This is a genomic window from Enterobacter sp. BNK-34, assembly GCF_048684445.1.
Lineage (GTDB): Bacteria > Pseudomonadota > Gammaproteobacteria > Enterobacterales > Enterobacteriaceae > Enterobacter > Enterobacter pseudoroggenkampii.
Genome location: NZ_JBLQUA010000001.1, coordinates 1,321,290 through 1,339,077, shown reverse-complemented (window position 1 = coordinate 1,339,077; position 17,788 = coordinate 1,321,290). Strand labels below are relative to the sequence as shown.

Annotated in this window: 15 protein-coding genes; 10 read left to right on the top strand and 5 right to left on the bottom strand. The window is 57.3% G+C overall.

The features are described from left to right. Positions 1–6 precede the first annotated feature (6 nt). The 7 genes from ACMGG5_RS06635 to araD all read left to right on the top strand — a co-directional run bounded on the left by ACMGG5_RS06635 (position 7) and on the right by araD (position 6,597). Positions 7–474 carry a YhcH/YjgK/YiaL family protein gene (locus tag ACMGG5_RS06635; protein WP_024909054.1) on the top strand — a complete coding sequence of 156 codons (468 nt, stop codon included), beginning with the start codon at positions 7–9 and terminating at the stop codon, positions 472–474. 26 nt (positions 475–500) lie between these two features. Continuing rightward, positions 501–1,430 carry a DUF4862 family protein gene (locus ACMGG5_RS06630; RefSeq protein WP_420277628.1) on the top strand — a complete coding sequence of 310 codons (930 nt, stop codon included), beginning with the start codon at positions 501–503 and terminating at the stop codon, positions 1,428–1,430. 44 nt (positions 1,431–1,474) lie between these two features. Beyond that, complete coding sequence (locus tag ACMGG5_RS06625) at positions 1,475–2,794, top strand: MFS transporter (protein ID WP_024909052.1); 1,320 nt, start codon at positions 1,475–1,477, stop codon at positions 2,792–2,794. A gap of 95 nt (positions 2,795–2,889) precedes the next feature. Further along, positions 2,890–4,395 (top strand): FGGY-family carbohydrate kinase, encoded by a 1,506-nt coding sequence (locus ACMGG5_RS06620; protein ID WP_420277627.1) that lies wholly within the window; start codon positions 2,890–2,892, stop codon positions 4,393–4,395. Further along, positions 4,392–5,045 (top strand): 3-keto-L-gulonate-6-phosphate decarboxylase UlaD, encoded by a 654-nt coding sequence (gene ulaD / locus ACMGG5_RS06615; RefSeq protein WP_290094253.1) that lies wholly within the window; start codon positions 4,392–4,394, stop codon positions 5,043–5,045. Before ACMGG5_RS06620 ends, ulaD begins: the two co-directional genes overlap by 4 nt. Before the next feature lie 2 nt (positions 5,046–5,047). Further along, the gene (locus ACMGG5_RS06610; protein WP_148770358.1) at positions 5,048–5,908 is read left to right on the top strand and encodes an L-ribulose-5-phosphate 3-epimerase; all 861 of its coding nucleotides are present in this window, start codon (positions 5,048–5,050) and stop codon (positions 5,906–5,908) included. Continuing rightward, positions 5,902–6,597 carry an L-ribulose-5-phosphate 4-epimerase gene (gene araD, locus ACMGG5_RS06605; protein ID WP_420277626.1) on the top strand — a complete coding sequence of 232 codons (696 nt, stop codon included), beginning with the start codon at positions 5,902–5,904 and terminating at the stop codon, positions 6,595–6,597. The genes ACMGG5_RS06610 and araD overlap by 7 nt, the downstream gene beginning before the upstream one ends. On the opposite strand, the gene ACMGG5_RS06600 is transcribed toward araD, so the two are convergent. Continuing rightward, positions 6,598–7,407, bottom strand: a complete 810-nt coding sequence (locus ACMGG5_RS06600) for a helix-turn-helix domain-containing protein (RefSeq protein WP_420277625.1) — start codon at positions 7,405–7,407, stop codon at positions 6,598–6,600. 225 nt (positions 7,408–7,632) lie between these two features. On the opposite strand from ACMGG5_RS06600, the gene ACMGG5_RS06595 reads away from it, so the two are divergent. Together ACMGG5_RS06595 and ACMGG5_RS06590 are read left to right on the top strand one after the other, a co-directional pair. Next, positions 7,633–9,033, top strand: a complete 1,401-nt coding sequence (locus tag ACMGG5_RS06595; protein WP_420277624.1) for an MFS transporter — start codon at positions 7,633–7,635, stop codon at positions 9,031–9,033. Between the two features lie 10 nt (positions 9,034–9,043). Continuing rightward, positions 9,044–10,993, top strand: coding sequence for a glycoside hydrolase family 127 protein (locus ACMGG5_RS06590; protein WP_420277623.1), 1,950 nt, complete (start codon positions 9,044–9,046; stop codon positions 10,991–10,993). A gap of 69 nt (positions 10,994–11,062) precedes the next feature. On the opposite strand, the gene ACMGG5_RS06585 is transcribed toward ACMGG5_RS06590, so the two are convergent. Beyond that, positions 11,063–11,803 carry a MipA/OmpV family protein gene (locus ACMGG5_RS06585; RefSeq protein WP_024906593.1) on the bottom strand — a complete coding sequence of 247 codons (741 nt, stop codon included), beginning with the start codon at positions 11,801–11,803 and terminating at the stop codon, positions 11,063–11,065. A gap of 117 nt (positions 11,804–11,920) precedes the next feature. Here ACMGG5_RS06585 and ACMGG5_RS06580 point away from each other — a divergent pair, with 117 nt between their 5' ends. Further along, positions 11,921–12,886 (top strand): LysR family transcriptional regulator, encoded by a 966-nt coding sequence (locus ACMGG5_RS06580; protein ID WP_061716202.1) that lies wholly within the window; start codon positions 11,921–11,923, stop codon positions 12,884–12,886. Here the strand turns inward: ACMGG5_RS06580 and aldB are convergent. From aldB to selA, 3 genes are all read right to left on the bottom strand, one after another. Next, positions 12,883–14,421 (bottom strand): aldehyde dehydrogenase AldB, encoded by a 1,539-nt coding sequence (gene aldB / locus ACMGG5_RS06575; RefSeq protein WP_024906595.1) that lies wholly within the window; start codon positions 14,419–14,421, stop codon positions 12,883–12,885. The genes ACMGG5_RS06580 and aldB overlap by 4 nt on opposite strands. An 86-nt stretch (positions 14,422–14,507) precedes the next feature. Next, positions 14,508–16,355, bottom strand: coding sequence for a selenocysteine-specific translation elongation factor (gene selB / locus ACMGG5_RS06570; RefSeq protein WP_420277622.1), 1,848 nt, complete (start codon positions 16,353–16,355; stop codon positions 14,508–14,510). After that, positions 16,352–17,737, bottom strand: a complete 1,386-nt coding sequence (selA, locus tag ACMGG5_RS06565; protein WP_420277621.1) for an L-seryl-tRNA(Sec) selenium transferase — start codon at positions 17,735–17,737, stop codon at positions 16,352–16,354. Before selA ends, selB begins: the two co-directional genes overlap by 4 nt. Positions 17,738–17,788: the final 51 nt, after the last annotated feature.

Genomic DNA, 17,788 nt, shown 5'->3' with positions numbered 1-17,788 from the left:
TGGGCCATGATATTCGGACATATTTCCCAGCCAAATCCGTGTCGCCTGCCGCAGGGGATTGAAAAAGCGCTTAATTTTCTGCGCACGACGGATTTCACCACCCTGGCGCCAGGCGTAGTAGAAATTGAAGGTCGCAACATTTTTGCTCAGGTTCTCGACCTGACGACAAAGGAACCGCACGAGAACCGCCCGGAAGTGCACCGCCGCTATCTGGATATTCAGTTTTTGGCGTGGGGTGAAGAGAAAATCGGTATCGCTATTGATACCGGCAATAACGAAATAAGCGAATCATTGCTGGAACAACGCGATATCATTTTTTATCACGACAGTGAAAATGAATCGTTTATCGAAATGATACCCGGCAGCTATGCCCTATTTTTCCCGCAGGATGTACACCGTCCTGCCTGTATTAAAAACAAGGAAACTGCAATTCGTAAAATTGTGGTGAAAGTGGCAATCAGCGAATTAGATTAATTTTCTGATAAATACAGGAATGCGAAATGACCAACACCGGTTTTATTATTGGTGCGTACCCCTGCGCACCCTCGTTTCACCAGAAAGGGGAACAAGAAGAACAAACCTTCTGGCGGGAACTTTCCGACACGCCGAATATTCGCGGGCTGGAACAGCCGTGCCTTGAAAATCTTCATCCTCTTGGCGACGAATGGCTGTTCCGCCATACGCCGGGTGACTGGCAAATTGTGGTCACGGCAGTGATGGAAACCATGCGCCGCCGCGGTATCAACAGCGCATTTGGCCTGGCGTCAGCCGACGAAACGCAGCGTAAAGCATGTATAGACTTTTACCGGCATCTGCACCAGAAAGTTAACGCCGTGAACGCCCGTTATCCGGGCAAAGTGATAGCCCTGGAAATGCAGGCAGCCCCGCAGGCGGGCAATGTTTCCGTCGAACAAGCCACCGAGGCGTTTTCCCGCTCCATCCGTGAAATTACAGGCTGGGACTGGGGCTGCGATCTGGTGCTGGAACACTGCGATGCCATGAACGGCCCGGCACCGCGCAAGGGTTTCCTGCCCTTAGAGCAGGTGCTGGAGGTGGTGAAAGAGACGGATATCAACGTCTGCATCAACTGGGCGCGTTCAGCCATCGAAGGCCGTAACACCACCCTTCCGCTTGACCATGTTCAGGCCGCACTCAATGCCGGGAAACTGGGTGCATTGATGTTTTCGGGCACGACCACCCACGGCGGGGAGTACGGTGAATGGCAGGATCTGCACGCGCCTTTTTCCTCATTCTGCGCCGACAGTTTGATGACAACTGAACACGCAAAATCACTCTTTACTGCAGCGAGCGCCGCAACGTTGAAATTCTCCGGTATTAAATTACTGGAAATAAATGCTAATGCTGATGTCAGCCATCGCATCGCCATTTTACGCGACGGTATCAGCGCAATGAATAAAGCAACGCAATAACAATAAGAAAAGTTTATTCCGGTTACCTTACTGAGAGATTAACTATGAATATTTCTACTCATGCTCTACATGCGGACATTCCGCGCCAGCGCTGGCTAAGAATCATTCCTCCCATTCTTATCGCCTGCATTATTTCATATATGGACCGCGTGAATATCGCATTTGCGATGCCGGGTGGTATGGATGAAGAATTAGGTATTACCGCAACAATGGCAGGCCTGGCGGGCGGGATCTTCTTTATCGGCTATCTGTTCCTGCAGGTTCCCGGCGGCAAGATTGCCGTGCACGGCAGCGGCAAGAAGTTTATCGGCTGGTCGCTGGTTGCCTGGGCGGTGATCTCTGTGCTCACGGGCCTGGTGACGAATCAGTATCAGCTGCTGGTGCTGCGCTTCTTACTCGGCGTGGCGGAAGGCGGGATGCTGCCCGTTGTGCTCACCATGATCAGCAACTGGTTCCCGGACGCCGAGCGCGGTCGCGCCAACGCGATTGTGATCATGTTCGTGCCCATCGCCGGGATCATCACCGCCCCGCTGTCGGGCTGGATCATCACCGCGCTCGACTGGCGCTGGCTGTTCATCATTGAAGGTTTAATGTCCGTCGTTGTGCTGGTGCTGTGGGCGTTCACCGTGTACGACCGGCCGCAGGAAGCCCGCTGGATTTCAGAGGCGGAGAAAAACTATCTGGTGCAAACGCTGGCGGCGGAGCAGCAGGCCATCGCTGGCAAAGAGGTGAAAAACGCGTCGCTCGGCGCAGTGCTGTCCGACAAAACCATGTGGCAACTGATCGCCCTGAACTTCTTCTATCAGACCGGGATTTACGGCTACACGCTCTGGCTGCCGACCATCCTGAAAGAGCTGACGCACACCAGCATCGGTCAGGTGGGCATGCTCGCCATCCTGCCTTACATCGGGGCCATTGCGGGCATGTTCCTGTTCTCCACGCTCTCTGACCGCACCGGCAAGCGCAAGCTGTTTGTCTCCCTGCCGTTGATTGGCTTCGCGCTCTGCATGTTCCTCTCCGTGGCGCTGAAAGAGAGTACCTGGCTGGCCTATGCCGCACTGGTGGGCTGCGGGTTCTTCCTGCAATCCGCCGCGGGCGTGTTCTGGACCATTCCGGCGCGACTGTTCAGCGCAGAGATGGCGGGCGGCGCGCGAGGCGTGATCAACGCCCTGGGCAACCTCGGTGGCTTCTGTGGCCCGTATGCGGTTGGGGTGCTTATCACCCTGTACAGCAAAGATGCCGGCGTTTACTGCCTGGCCGTTTCACTCGCCCTGGCGTCGCTACTGGCTCTGCTGTTACCGGCGAAATGCGATGCCGGCGCAGAGCCCAATCCCACGGTGACTCCGCATAAACGTGCGGCCTGATACCCTCACCCCAGCCCTCTCCCACAGGGAGAGGGAGAAAACCGAACCATAGGCCGGGTAAGCGAAGCGCCACCCGGCGAATAAGTGAGATGAAGATGAGTGAAAAAGAGCCCTTCTGGCTGGGTATCGATTGTGGCGGTACTTATCTGAAAGCCGGTTTATACAACAGCCAGGGCAAGGAAGTCTGTATCGAACGTCGCTCCGTTACCACGCTCAGCCCGCGAGCGGGCTACGCCGAGCGGGATATGCATGAGTTGTGGCAGCACTGCCACGCTACCGTCGCCGCGTTGCTCAAACATTCAGGCGTAAACGGCAACCAGATTAAAGGCGTCGGCATTTCTGCTCAAGGCAAGGGACTGTTTCTGCTCGATAAACAGGACCAACCGCTGGGTAACGCCATACTCTCCTCCGATCGCCGTGCGCTGGAGATTGTGCAGCGCTGGCAGCAGGATGACATTCCCGAAAAACTCTACCCGCATACGCGCCAGACGCTGTGGACCGGACACCCGGCCTCGCTTCTGCGCTGGGTCAAAGAGAATGAGCCGCAGCGCTATCAGCAGATTGGTAGCGTAATGATGGCGCACGACTATCTGCGCTGGTGCCTGACCGGCGTGAAGGGCTGCGAAGAGAGCAACATCTCCGAGTCCAATCTCTACAACATGAATACCGGGAAATACGACCCACAGCTTACGCGCTGGCTCGGTATCAGCGAGATTGACGGCGCCCTGCCGCCAATTGTCGGTTCAGCAGAAATCTGCGGGGAAATCACCGCTCAGGCAGCCACCCTTACCGGTCTCGCGGCGGGCACGCCCGTCGTGGGTGGACTGTTTGATGTGGTTTCTACCGCGCTCTGCGCCGGACTGCAGGACGAGCACACGCTGAACGCCGTGCTGGGCACCTGGGCCGTCACCAGCGGGATCGCCAGTGCGCTTCGCGACAACGAACCCTTCCCGTACGTCTATGGCCGCTACGTGCACCCGCAGCAGTATATCGTTCACGAAGCCAGCCCCACCTCGTCCGGCAACCTTGAGTGGCTCACCGCACAGTGGGGCGACATGTCGTTCAGCGAGATCAACCACGCCGTCGCCAGCCTGCCGAAAGCCGAAAGCGATGTGTACTTCCTGCCGTTCCTCTACGGCAGCAACGCCGGGCTGGAGATGACCAGCGGCTTCTACGGGATGCAGGCGCTACACACCCGCGCGCACCTGCTACAGGCGGTTTATGAGGGGGTGGTGTTCTGCCACATGACCCACCTCAACCGCATGCTTGAGCGCTTTACTCAGGTGCAGGCGCTGCGCGTGACGGGTGGCCCGACCCATTCGGACGTGTGGATGCAAATGCTCGCGGACGTCAGCGGGCTGGCGATTGAGCTGCCGCAGGTGGAAGAGACCGGCTGCTCCGGCGCGGCGCTGGCGGCGATGGTGGGTACCGGTGTGTTCACCGACTTCCACTCAGCGCAGCGTGCACTCAAACATGGCATCCGGGTCATCGAGCCCGACATGCGCGCCCATGCGGCCTATCAGCGCAAGTATCACCGCTATCAGCTACTGATTTCAGCACTACAGGGCTATCACGCCCGAGTTAAGGAGAACAACCTATGAGCCGACCATTACTGCAGCTGGCGCTCGACCATACCTCTCTTCAGGCCGCGCAGCGTGACGTCGCGACGCTTGCCGATCACGTTGATATCGTCGAAGCGGGCACCATTTTGTGCCTGACCGAAGGGCTAAACGCCGTGCGCGCCCTGCGCGAGCAGTGCCCGGATAAAATCATCGTTGCGGACTGGAAAGTGGCCGACGCCGGAGAAACGCTGGCAGAACAGGCGTTTGGCGCGGGCGCGAACTGGATGACCATCATCTGCGCCGCCCCGCTGGCCACCGTTGAGCGAGGCCACGAGGTGGCCCTGCGCCGCGGCGGTGAAATCCAAATGGAGCTCTTTGGCAACTGGACGCTGGACGACGCGCGCGCGTGGCATCGCGTCGGCGTGAAACAGGCAATCTACCACCGCGGGCGCGACGCACAGGCGAGCGGTCAGCAGTGGGGTGAAGCGGATCTCGCGAAAATGAAAGCGCTCTCCGACATCGGTTTACAGCTTTCGATTACCGGCGGCATCACCCCCGCCGACCTGCCGCTGTTTAAGCAGATCAACGTTAAAGCCTTTATTGCCGGGCGCGCGCTGGCTGGAGCAGAAAATCCGCCGCAGGTGGCGCAGGCATTCCATTCGCACATTCGCGACATCTGGGGAGCGTAACCATGCGTCAGCATCCGTTAGGGATTTACGAAAAAGCGCTGCCAAAAGATCTCTCCTGGCCCGAGCGGCTGGTACTGGCGAAAAGCTGCGGGTTCGATTTTGTTGAGATGTCTGTCGATGAAACCGACGAGCGATTATCGCGCCTCGACTGGAGCACCACGCAGCGTGCCTCTCTGGTTGAAGCGATGCTGGAAACCGGGGTGTCTATCCCGTCCATGTGCCTGTCTGCCCACCGTCGCTTCCCGTTTGGCAGCCGCGATGAAACCGTGCGCCTACGCGCCCGCGAAATCATGACCAAAGCCATCAGGCTGGCGCGTGACTTAGGCATTCGCACCATCCAGCTTGCGGGTTATGACGTGTACTACGAAGAGCACGACGAAGGCACGCAACAGCGCTTTGCCGACGGGCTGGCGTGGGCGGTAGAGCAGGCCGCCGCCGCGCAGGTAATGCTGGCGGTAGAGATCATGGATACCGCGTTTATGAACTCCATCAGCAAATGGAAAAAGTGGGACGACATGCTCGCCTCGCCGTGGTTCAGCGTTTATCCGGACGTTGGCAACCTGAGCGCGTGGGGCAACGACGTCACCGCCGAGCTGACGCTGGGCATTGACCGCATTGCGGCTATTCACCTGAAAGACACCCAGCCCGTCACCGCGCAAAGCCCCGGGCAGTTCCGCGACGTGCCGTTTGGCGAGGGCTGCGTCGATTTTGTCGGCGTGTTTAACACGCTGAATCAACTGAACTATCGCGGCGCGTTTCTGATTGAGATGTGGACTGAAAAAGCAAAAGAGCCGGTGCTGGAGATTATCCAGGCGCGCCGCTGGATTGAAGCCCGTATGCAGGAAGGAGGCATGACATGCTAGACGAACTTAAAGCCGAGGTACTGGCGGCTAACCTGGCGTTGCCCGCCCACCAGCTGGTGACGTTCACCTGGGGCAACGTCAGCGCAGTGGACCGCAAAAGCGGCACGATGGTGATTAAGCCCTCCGGCGTGGAGTATGACGTGATGACGGCGGAGGATATGGTGGTGGTGAATATCGCTACCGGCGAAGTGGTCGAGGGAAATAAAAAACCCTCTTCAGACACGCCCACCCATCTTGCGCTGTACCGTCGTTATCCGGAGATTGGCGGCATCGTGCATACCCACTCCCGCCACGCCACCATCTGGTCACAGGCGGGACAGGATTTACCCGCCTGGGGCACAACGCACGCGGACTATTTCTACGGGGCGATCCCCTGCACGCGCCTGATGACCGCGGCAGAGATTGCCGGAGAATACGAATATCAGACGGGTGAAGTGATCATCAAAACCTTCGAGGAGCGCGATCTCAGCCCGATGCAGATCCCGGCGGTGCTGGTCCACTCCCACGGCCCGTTTGCCTGGGGTAAAGACGCTGCCGATGCGGTCCACAATGCCGTCGTGCTGGAAGAGTGCGCCTATATGGGCCTGTTCTCTCGCCAGCTCGCGCCACAGCTTCCGGTTATGCAGCAGGAACTGCTCGACAAGCATTATCTGCGCAAGCACGGGGTGAATGCCTATTACGGCCAGTGATCAGCCGGAATTGATATGCTCTTTACAGTACCGCCGTTTCCAGACGGCGGGTGTTAGCCCGGTATGCTTCGAAAAGATTTGCCGGAAATAGCCCACGTCATTAAAGCCGCAGCGGGTTGCCACTTCGGTAAGCGAGGCAGAACCATCCAGCAACAGCTTTTCCGCCGCCCTGACGCGCTGGCGATGTATCGCCTCCGTCAGGGTTAAATGGAACGTCCTGCGAAATACGCGCCCGAGATAATCGGCATTGCAGTGCAACGCTTTTGCCAGCTGCGAGGTAGAAAGCGGTAAATGAAACTGCGTGCGAATAAGCTGTTTCGCCTTCCACGCCATTGCCGCACCGGCTTCATCTGCGTTATCTTCATAGCCTGATGAAATAGAAATTTGCTGCAAAATCAGTAATAAAATGATTTCCAGCGCCACGCTTCGCTGTAATTTCTCCTGCTCGCTTAGGAACTGGCGAAAAAGAGAAATTACATACTGTGCATCCCTCACGCGGCAGTGTTGTTCGATTGCCAGATTGGGCAACCGGTGCAGATGATGCTCAACCTCAAAATGCAGCCAGTAAAATTTAAGATCGGCCGGAAAGTCGTCCACGCCCACATGGCATCGGTCTGGCCAAAGCAGCAAACTCTCTCCTGCTTTTACCTCAAATAACGTGCTTTCTTCCTGGATCGTTAATGTCCCTTTTTCGACAAAAATAATCTCCCACGACGTTAATTTTCGCGCAGGGTGGCGGCCCACGCCCCGGGAGATAAATAACCCGCCATTTTGGACCTTAATCGGAAGCGCTATGGATAATTCAAGCATGGATATTCACCATTCCGCTTTTATTGCCGTTGATATTCAACTTACGCTTTGATTATTAATCAATATTCGAATAACTGTCCGATCGGAATCACATTTTTATCATCAGGTCGGAATCGTCATCTTTTTATACTTTTCCCTTCCCTTGTTGGCCTTTCCGTTCGGTGCAGAATAAATGCGTACCTTGCACAAATACGATAATAAATTCGATTACCGAGGAGTTACTTCATGACTTCCACACCGATTACAGAATCAGACGTGACACAAGGGGCAACAGATAGCCACTTGTCCGTGCGCGAAAAAATTGGCTACGGCCTGGGCGACGCGGGCGGGACGGTGATTACCTGCCTGATCATGAATTTTCTGACCTTTTTCTATACTGATGTCTTTGGCCTGACCCCTGCGCTCGTGGGCACGCTGTTTATTGCCTTGCGCGTATTTGACGCCATTTCCGACCCGGTAATGGGCATTATTGCCGACCGCACGCAAAGCCGCTGGGGGCGCTTTCGTCCGTGGCAGCTGTGGGTCGCCTTCCCGATCGGCATTATCGGCGTGCTGACCTTCACCGTTCCGGAAGCCAGCATGGGCGTGAAAATCGCCTGGGCATTCGGGACCTATCTGCTGTTGTCCGTCGGCTATACCGCCATCAACGTTCCCTACTGCGCGCTGATTAACACCATGACCACTCGTCACAACGAGGTGATCTCCTGCCAGTCCTGGCGCTTTGTGCTCTGCGGCGTGGCGGGGTTTTTGGTCTCCGTGGGCCTGCCGTGGCTGGTCGCGGAGTTGGGCCAGGGAGATGCCGCGAAAGGTTATCAGCTTGGCGTCGGCGTCCTGTGTGCCATCGCCGTGGTGATGTTCCTGTGCTGCTTCTTCTGGGTACGCGAGCGTGTTCCGCTGGCGCTGATGGGGAAATTTACCCTGCGCGAGCATCTGGCCGGTCTGCGTAAAAACGATCAACTGCTGCTGATGCTGGTGATGTCATTTCTGCTGATCAACGTCTTCAACATTCGCGGCGGCGGGTATATGTACTTCATCACATACGTGCTGCAGGGCAGTACCGCCTATACCTCGCTGTTTTTCACCATGGTGACTTTTGCCGCCATTCTGGGGGCGGTCATCGTCAGCCCGCTGTCGCGCCGTATTGATACCGTCAAACTCTACTACTACACCAACCTGGTGCTCGCCGCGCTCGCGGTGGGAATGTGGTTCCTGCCTGGCGGCCCGGCGCACCAGACGTTGTGGCTAATCGTCATTTTGAGCAACGGCGTCATTCTCGGGTTTACCCTGCCGCTGCACTTCTCGCTGATGGCCTTTGCCGACGACTATGGCGAGTGGAAAACCGGGGTGCGTTCGTCGGGCATGAACTTCGCCTTCAACCTGTTTTTCATCAAGCTCGCGTGGGCCTCCAGCGCCGGGATCATCAGCCTGGTGTTTATCGCCGTGGCCTACCAGCCCGGTGCGGGCAACCAGACGCCTGCTTCGCTGCAGGGCATCACCGCCATGGAGACGCTGCTCCCCGCCCTTTTCCATCTGCTGCTGGCCGTCTCTATCCGCTGGTGCAGACTCAACAACCCTATGATGTCGCGCATTGCTACCGACCTGCGCCAGCGTCACGTACCCTCCTGAGGAGAACACGATGTCCATAATGGAAGCCGATCTGCATAAACTGAAAATTAACGACCCGTTTCTCGGGCAGTATCAACGTCTGGTACGTGAGGTGGTGATCCCCTACCAGTGGGATGCGCTAAACGACCGCGTGACGGAAGCCGAACCCAGCCACGCCATCACCAACTTCCGCATTGCGGCGGGTCTGGAGCAGGGTGAATTCTACGGCATGGTATTTCAGGACAGCGACGTGGCGAAATGGCTGGAAGCCGTGGCGTGGTCGCTGTGCCAGAAGCCTGATGCTGAACTGGAGAAAACCGCCGACGAGGTGATTGAGCTGGTCGCTGCGGCGCAGTGTGAAGACGGTTATCTCAACACGTACTTCACGGTAAAGGCACCGGGCGAACGCTGGACGAATCTGGCCGAGTGTCACGAGCTGTACTGTGCCGGACATATGATAGAAGCGGGCGTAGCGTATTTTCAGGGCACCGGAAAACGCCGTCTGCTGGAGGTGGTGTGCAGGCTGGCAGACCATATCGACAGCGTGTTTGGCCCCGGCGAGAACCAGCTACACGGTTATCCGGGCCATCCGGAAATCGAACTGGCGCTGATGCGGCTTTACGACATCACGCAGGAGCTCCGCTATCTCACTCTGGTGAAATATTTCATCGAGCAACGCGGCGTTCAGCCTCACTTCTACGATATCGAATACGAGAAGCGCGGCAGAACGTCGTACTGGAACACCTATGGCCCGGCCTGGATGGTCAAAGACAAAGCCTACAGCCAGGCGCATCAGCCGCTTTCGGAACAACAAACGGCCGTCGGCCATGCGTTGCGTTTTGTCTATCTGATGGCGGGCATGGCGCATCTGGCGCGCCTGAGTCATGACGAGGGTAAACGACAGGACTGTCTGCGGCTGTGGAAAAACATGGCGCAGCGCCAGCTGTATATTACCGGTGGAATCGGCTCACAAAGCAGCGGCGAGGCGTTCAGCAGCGATTACGATCTGCCCAACGATACGGTGTACGCCGAAAGCTGCGCCTCCATCGGCCTGATGATGTTTGCCCGCCGGATGCTGGAGATGGAGGCCGACGGCCACTACGCCGACGTAATGGAGCGCGCGCTATACAACACGGTACTGGGTGGAATGGCGCTGGATGGTAAGCATTTCTTCTATGTGAACCCGCTGGAAGTCCATCCGAAAACCCTGGCGTTCAACCATATCTACGATCACGTGAAGCCCGTCCGCCAGCGCTGGTTTGGCTGCGCCTGCTGCCCGCCGAATATCGCCCGCGTGCTGACGTCGCTGGGGCACTACATTTATACCGTTCGCCAGGATGCGCTTTTTATTAACCTTTACGTGGGCAACGATGTCGCCATACCGGTTGGCGACGAAACCCTGGCGCTGCGAATTAGCGGTAACTATCCGTGGCATGAACAGGTAAAAATCGACATTACCTCGCCTGTTCCCGTCACGCATACGCTAGCCCTGAGGCTGCCGGACTGGTGTGCCGCGCCTGACGTTTCATTAAATGGAGAAGCGGTAACGGGCGAGATCTCCCGTGGATACCTTTATCTTACCCGCAGCTGGCAGGAGGGTGACGTCATTACGCTAAGGTTACCTATGCCGGTTCGCCGTGTGTATGGCAACCCACAGGTCCGCCAGCAGGCGGGGAAAGTCGCCCTGCAGCGCGGCCCGCTAGTCTACTGCCTGGAAGAGGCCGATAACGGCGCCAATCTTCATCACCTTTCTCTGCCTGAAAACAGCGAGTTCAGGGTCTTTGAAGGGAAAGGGATTTTCGCGCACAAGATGCTAATACAGGCAGAGGGGATTGGGTGTCACGTGGAGGACACGGATGCGCTGTGGCAGTACGATCGCTCGCCGGTACAACGTCAGCCCCAGACGCTGACCTTTATTCCCTGGTTTAGCTGGGCTAACCGGGGAGAAGGGGAAATGCGGATCTGGGTGGATGAAGGCTGAATATTTGCGGCCTGTTGCCCTCACCCCATCCCTCTCCCACGGGAGAGGGAGTAAACAGGCTTTACCGCATCAGAAACGCCAGGTCAGGCCGGTCATCAGCGCGAAGCTGTCGTCGCGGTCAATCATCGGGCTGTTCTTCACGTCGTCAGGCAACACGGTGTAGACCGCGCTGGCGTTAAGGTACAGCTTCTGGGTTAACTGATATTTAGCCGCCAGCCCAACGTATGGCGTCCAGCTGTCACCGGCGGTGTATTGATCCAGTCCTGAGCGGCGAGACTCGCTGCCGGATACGCCATAGTAGTAATCGTTATAGCTTTCGTCGCTGTAGAACACACCAACAGAAGGCGTCAGGGTCAGGCGCTCCATCCTGATTGGACGGAAGTAAGATACCTCGCCGATCACGCCGCCGCTTTCATCCATGGCATCACCAGAGACCGCCACTTTGAGCGAACCCCAGCTCTCATGGCGGTAGTACGCGCCGCCGAGGAAGGCAGAAGCTTTACGCTCATCCAGCTGCTTCATCTGATGGTCGTCGTTGTCATCAGGATCGAAATGCAGCGGCATCCACGACGCGGTCAGACTGAATTCATTTTTTGCGTCTTTCCACAGGATCCATCCGCCAGTGGTCTGACGAACATAGAAACGATCGCCTTCATAGCTAATTAACGGTACTGCGGTAGTATTTTCGTTATAGCCTTTGTAAGGAGACTCATTAAATACAGCCCCCGCTCCAAGTGAAAAGTCACCGGCCATTGCTGAGGATGTTGCAAATAACGTGGCAGCGATGAGTAAATTGTATTTAATAGTCATTACATGTAATCCATTAAAATGCCAAACAAGCGAGGCGCATAATAATGGTTACAAATTTGCCAATGCAACGCTGCGGTTTATATAATATTATATATAAAATCATATAGATGGGTGCGCATGATGAATAAATTACAGCTAAAGCCACGCGAATTAAAAATTATATCCGTCATCGCAGCCACCCACAGCATTGGTGATGCCGCGGCCCTGCTGGGCATGGCGCAGGCCAACGTCAGTAAATATCTGTCTGATTTTGAAACGCGGGTTGGACTGAAGGTGTTTGAGCGCACCACGCGCCAGCTGGCCCTGACCCAGTTTGGTGAAGCGTTACTCCCTTACGTTAATGCCACGCTGGATAAGAACAGTCAACTCGTTAATTTCATTGCTGATTATAAGCATGAAAAGCGCGGAAAGGTCACAATCTATGCCCCCACAGGTATCGTGACCTATCTCGCGCGCCACGTGATCCATCAGATAGAAGACATCGGTGACATTCGCATCTCCCTGAAAACCTACAATCTGGACCGGAATGAATTTTCAGAAGGCGTTTCCTTTCCTGATGACTGCGATATTTTAATTACCTATGCGCAACCGAAAGACGAAAGCCTGGTCGCCAGCGTGTTGACAAAATATTCCGTTACGGCATTCGCAACCGTAGAGTATTTAAATAAACATCCCTTAACGGGACCTGAAGATTTAATTAATCACTCCTGCATTCTTATTGATTCCATGCTGGTCGATGATGCGAACATCTGGCGTTTCCGCGTGCACGGCAGTGATAACGTGCACGACTACCGGGTGACCGGTAATTATATTTGCGACAATACGCAGACGGCCCTGGAGCTGGCAAGAAATAATCTTGGGATTGTTTTTGCACCCAAAGAGAGTCTGAAGAAAGAATTAACGCAGGGGATGCTGGTCCCCTGCTTCCCGCATCAGGAGGAGTGGTGGCTCGATCTGACGGCCATCTTCCGCAAACGTGAATACCAGCCCTGGCGTGTGCAATACGTCCTGGACGGCGTTCTGAACTGCCTGCGCCAGCAAATTGCTCAGGCCGCCCATGGACGGCCTGAGCTGGGCGATTAGAACAGCCCCAGCGGTTTATCGGAGTAGCTGACCAGCAAACATTTCGTCTGCTGGTAATGCTCCAGCATCATCTTGTGGGTTTCACGCCCGATGCCCGACTGCTTATAACCGCCAAAGGCCGCGTGCGCCGGATAGGCGTGGTAGCAGTTGGTCCAGACGCGCCCGGCCTGAATGCCGCGGCCCATTTTATAGGCCAGATTACCGTTGCGGCTCCAGACGCCTGCCCCCAGGCCATATGGCGTGTCGTTGGCAATCTCCAGCGCCTCCTCCATCGTTTTAAAGGTGGTCACGGCCAGCACCGGTCCGAAAATTTCCTCCTGGAAGACGCGCATGTTGTTCTGACCGAAGAGGATCGTCGGCTCAAGGTAATACCCTTCCTGCAGATCTCCTCCCAGCACTTTACGGCGTCCGCCGGTCAGAATATCCGCCCCTTCTTTCTTGCCGATGTCGATATAGTTGAGGATAGTCTCCAGCTGTCCGTGCGAGACCTGCGCGCCCATCTGCGTGACGTTATCGAGCGGATTACCGCTGCGGATAGACTCAACGCGGCGAATGGCCCGCTCCATAAAGCGCTCATAGATGGACTCCTGCACCAGCGCGCGGCTTGGGCAGGTGCAGACTTCGCCCTGGTTAAACGCAAACAGCGCAAACCCTTCCAGGGCTTTATCGAAGAAGGCATCCTCTTCCTCCATCACGTCTGCGAAGAAGATGTTCGGGGATTTCCCGCCCAGCTCCAGGGTCACCGGAATGATGTTTTGCGTAGCGTACTGCATGATCTGCTGGCCCACTTCCGTCGACCCGGTAAACGCCACTTTAGCGATCCGTTTCGAGGTCGCCAGATATTCCCCAATCTCACCGCCAGCACCGTTGACCACGTTAATCACGCCCGGCGGCAGAAGATCGCCAACAATTTCCATCAGCAGCAGCACCGAGAGCGGCGTCAGACGCGCCGGTTTCAGCACAATACAGTTCCCGGCCGCCAGCGCGGGCGCCATTTTCCAGCTCGCCATCAGCAGCGGGAAGTTCCACGGAATAATTTGCCCGACGACGCCTAGCGGCTCGTGGAAGTGATACGCCACGGTGTCGCTGTCTACCTCGCTTATTCCACCCTCCTGAGCGCGAATACAGGAGGCAAAATAGCGGAAGTGGTCGATGGCCAGCGGCACGTCAGCCGCCATCGTTTCCCGGATAGGCTTGCCGTTATCCCAGGTTTCCGCCGTCGCCAGCAGCTCAAGATTTTGCTCCATCCGGTCGGCGATTTTGAACAAAATGGCCGCGCGGTCCTGAACGGAGGTATGAGCCCATTTCTCTTTCGCTTTGTGCGCCGCATCCAGCGCCAGGTCGATATCGCGCTTGCCGGAGCTGGCAATCTCACACAGCGGCTGGCCGGTAACCGGGGTCAGGTTGGAATAGTATTCGCCGTCGACGGGAGCGACCCAGTCGCCGCCAATAAAGTTGTCATAACGGGGCTTCAGCTTGAGGGGAAAACCATACTCGCCGGGCTGGATACGCGATGAGGGAGGATTGTTTGTCATGACCGTCTCCTTGCTGTTGGTGTACAACAAGGGTAGTTCCGGCTGGCGATTTTCTCGCCAGCCGGTAACGGTGTTTACGACGGAGGTCACGGAGTTTCAGGAAATAACAACGAATCTCGCAATAAATGATCGTTACCGCGACGGCGGGTAAAGCCGATGCGGTTGAAATACTCCAGGATCTGAATCGCCAGCTTGCGGCCCACGTTCAGCCGGTCGCGGAAATCGGCCGCGCAGGTGGAGCCCCGCTCCTGATCCAGCTCGCGGATCAGATTGGCAAACGCCACAATACGATCGTTACGGTAATAACGATCTTTTACGATCGCGACTATCAGCCCCTGCTGCGCCGCATGGCGCAATACCTGACGCATCACCTGTTCATCGGTGTTGGTTTCGCGAGCCAGATCGCGAACCCACCACGGCTCATCACCAAACAGCGTGGCGACTTTTTGCCATATCGCCTCTTGCTCTGCGGTGAACCCGGCCTTGTGATCCGGCAGATGCAGCCAGCCGTGGTGGCTTTTAATCACCCCGCTTTCGCGCATGTTTTCAATCAGCAGCAGCACCAGCGCGTCGTCTTCCATCGGCAACGCCATGCGTCGCAGACGCTCACGGCCCGGGCCTGGCTCGTCCTGATGCTGTTCATGGTACGTCGCCAGCGTATTCAGTATCTTACGCTGCCAGTGTGCCGCAACCGGGGCATTAAGCAGACTGTTTCCAGCCTGAATAAAGCCCGGCTGCCGGGTCAGCTGGATTAGGCCTTCCTCGCTCAGCTGGCGTGCCCATGCAAAATCACGCAGACTTACCGCTCCGCGATCGAGATGCACCCGCAGCGCGGCGTTATCATCGCTGGCCTGCGCCAGCGCGGCCAGCCACTGCAGATATTCAGGTTTACGCTTGCCGCGTCGAGGTGGATTCAGCGCGACGACCCGCGCCCCGGCCAGCGTTTCCCGCGCGGAAATATCACGCAGTACCAGACGATCGTTGTCTGCAAGCCAGAGCGGTGAATCGAATACCAGCTCGGCAAGATCGTTTTCCAGCAGCGACACGCGCCCGGTGATATGGCTGGCCGCGTGGTGAATATGCAGCGGCTGCCATTGGGTCAGCGGCATGTGTGTCTGCAGGGAAACAATGACGCGTTCAGACGGTTCCGGTGGGGCATCGGCCAGCAGCCAGTCGCCGCGGTTAAGCTGCTCTTTTTCTGCATCCCCGGCAATGTTCAGCGCGATACGCTGTCCGGCATGGGCACGTTCAGCGGGCTGGTTTTGCGCGTGCAGCCCGCGCACGCGCATCGGTTTGTTCACGCCCGTCAGCCAGAGCGAATCTCCCACGCTGACTTCACCACTCAGCGCCGTACCGGTAACCACCAGACCCGCGCCTTTGACGGTAAACGCCCGATCAATCGCCAGACGGAAGCGGTGATGGCTGGCATGATCGCGCGACGAAAGCTGCTGCAAATGGTGGCGAAGTTCCTCGATACCCCGCCCTTCTGTCGCCACGGTGACAAAAAGCGACGCGTCGGCAAAACCATACTCCCGTAAGGTCGCCTGGACCGTTTCGCACACCTCGCGGACGCGTGCGTCATCCACGCGATCGGCTTTGGTCAGCGCCACGGTCAGCTGCGGGTTGCCGGTCAGCTGTAGGATCGCGAGGTGCTCACGGGTTTGCGCCATGACGCCGTCATCGCAGGCCACCACCAGCAGGGCATGATCGATGCCCCCCACTCCCGCCAGCATGTTGGACAGAAACTTTTCATGCCCCGGAACATCTATAAAGCCCAGCACGCGGCCATCAGGCTGGGGCCAGTAGGCATAACCCAGATCGATGGTCATGCCGCGCTTTTTCTCTTCCGGCAGGCGGTCGGCGTTAATGCCAGTAATCGCCTGCAGCAACGTGGTTTTTCCGTGGTCGACGTGACCGGCGGTGGCAATAATCATTTCAACAACATCTCCAGAAATCGCTCTTCATCTTCAAGGCAGCGCAGATCCAGCCACATTCTGCCGTCGTAAATCCGCCCGATAACCGGCGTCGAGAGACCGCGCCAGCGCGACGACAGGGCGTCAAGATGGCTGCCGCGCCCGTCACGCGGGGTGAACGTGAGCGCTTCACTCGGCAGCCTGTCCACCGGCAGAGAACCGCTGCCAATCTGCGACTGGCAGGGCTCAATGCGAACGTCAAAATCGGGGTAGTGCGGGGCAATGCGCGGCAGCAGCAGTTCGGCCTGGGCGCGAATCGAGGCGGCATCGCGGCTTAACAGACGCAGCGTAGGCAGGCGGTCGGCCAGTTTTTCCGGATGGAGATAGAGCCGCAGCGTCGCCTCCAGCGCGGCAAGCGTCATTTTATCGGCGCGCAGGGCGCGCTTGAGCGGATGCTGCTGCAGCTGTGCAATCAGCTCGCGCTTGCCGACGATAATCCCGGCCTGCGGCCCGCCAAGCAGCTTGTCACCAGAAAAGCTGACCAGGCTAACGCCCGCCGCAATCATCTCCTGCGGCATCGGCTCTTTCGGCAGCCCGTAAAGACTCAGATCCACCAGCGAGCCGCTGCCAAGATCGGCAATCACCGGGATATCCAGCTCACGCCCTATTTCCGCCAGCTCCGCCTCGTCAACCGTTTTGGTGAAGCCTTCAATATGGTAATTGCTGGTGTGGACCTTCATCAGCAGGGCGGTATTTTCATTCACCGCCGCGCGATAATCTTTCGCATGGGTGCGATTGGTGGTGCCCACTTCATGTAGCGTGCAGCCTGCCTGGCGCATCACGTCCGGGATACGAAACGCTCCGCCAATCTCCACCAGCTCGCCGCGGGAAACCACCACCTCTTTGCCGCTGGCGGTGGCCGCCAGCATCAGCAGCACCGCGGCGGCGTTGTTATTCACAATGCAGGCATCTTCCGCGCCGGTCAGCTGGCACAGCAGCTCCGCCAGCGCCCGGTCGCGGTGCCCGCGTCCGGCGCCGTCCAGATCGTACTCCAGCGTCACGGGCGTTCGCATGGCCTGCACAACCGCCTCGACAGCCTCTTCCGCCTGCTGCGCGCGGCCCAGGTTGGTATGCAACACGGTACCGGTCAGGTTAATCACCGGGCGTAACGCGCTTTGTGCCTTTCCATCCAGCCGGCGTTCAACTTCCTGCACCCACGCCGTGCACCAGTCGGGCAAGGCGTTTTCTGACTGAATAGCGCATCGGGCTTCGTCCTGAAGCAGGCGTAACATCTCCACCGTCGCGGTATGGCCGAAGCGCTCAACAACATCATGAATGCGGGGCTCGCGAAGAAGACGGTCGATAGCGGGGATCTGGCTGTACAGCGAATGATGAGTAGTCATGAAAGCGCCTGGCGAGTAAATATCTTCCCCCCTCCCGACGGGAGAGGGAGT

Excerpts from the sequence above, each read along its gene's own strand:
- ACMGG5_RS06635 (WP_024909054.1), top strand. The coding sequence starts at position 7 with ATGATATTCGGACATATTTCCCAGCCAAATCCGTGTCGCCTGCCGCAG.
- ACMGG5_RS06630 (WP_420277628.1), top strand. The coding sequence starts at position 501 with ATGACCAACACCGGTTTTATTATTGGTGCGTACCCCTGCGCACCCTCG.
- ACMGG5_RS06625 (WP_024909052.1), top strand. The coding sequence starts at position 1,475 with ATGAATATTTCTACTCATGCTCTACATGCGGACATTCCGCGCCAGCGC.
- ACMGG5_RS06620 (WP_420277627.1), top strand. The coding sequence starts at position 2,890 with ATGAGTGAAAAAGAGCCCTTCTGGCTGGGTATCGATTGTGGCGGTACT.
- ulaD (WP_290094253.1), top strand. The coding sequence starts at position 4,392 with ATGAGCCGACCATTACTGCAGCTGGCGCTCGACCATACCTCTCTTCAG.
- ACMGG5_RS06610 (WP_148770358.1), top strand. The coding sequence starts at position 5,048 with ATGCGTCAGCATCCGTTAGGGATTTACGAAAAAGCGCTGCCAAAAGAT.
- araD (WP_420277626.1), top strand. The coding sequence starts at position 5,902 with ATGCTAGACGAACTTAAAGCCGAGGTACTGGCGGCTAACCTGGCGTTG.
- ACMGG5_RS06600 (WP_420277625.1), bottom strand. The coding sequence starts at position 7,407 with ATGCTTGAATTATCCATAGCGCTTCCGATTAAGGTCCAAAATGGCGGG.
- ACMGG5_RS06595 (WP_420277624.1), top strand. The coding sequence starts at position 7,633 with ATGACTTCCACACCGATTACAGAATCAGACGTGACACAAGGGGCAACA.
- ACMGG5_RS06590 (WP_420277623.1), top strand. The coding sequence starts at position 9,044 with ATGTCCATAATGGAAGCCGATCTGCATAAACTGAAAATTAACGACCCG.
- ACMGG5_RS06585 (WP_024906593.1), bottom strand. The coding sequence starts at position 11,803 with ATGACTATTAAATACAATTTACTCATCGCTGCCACGTTATTTGCAACA.
- ACMGG5_RS06580 (WP_061716202.1), top strand. The coding sequence starts at position 11,921 with ATGATGAATAAATTACAGCTAAAGCCACGCGAATTAAAAATTATATCC.
- aldB (WP_024906595.1), bottom strand. The coding sequence starts at position 14,421 with ATGACAAACAATCCTCCCTCATCGCGTATCCAGCCCGGCGAGTATGGT.
- selB (WP_420277622.1), bottom strand. The coding sequence starts at position 16,355 with ATGATTATTGCCACCGCCGGTCACGTCGACCACGGAAAAACCACGTTG.
- selA (WP_420277621.1), bottom strand. The coding sequence starts at position 17,737 with ATGACTACTCATCATTCGCTGTACAGCCAGATCCCCGCTATCGACCGT.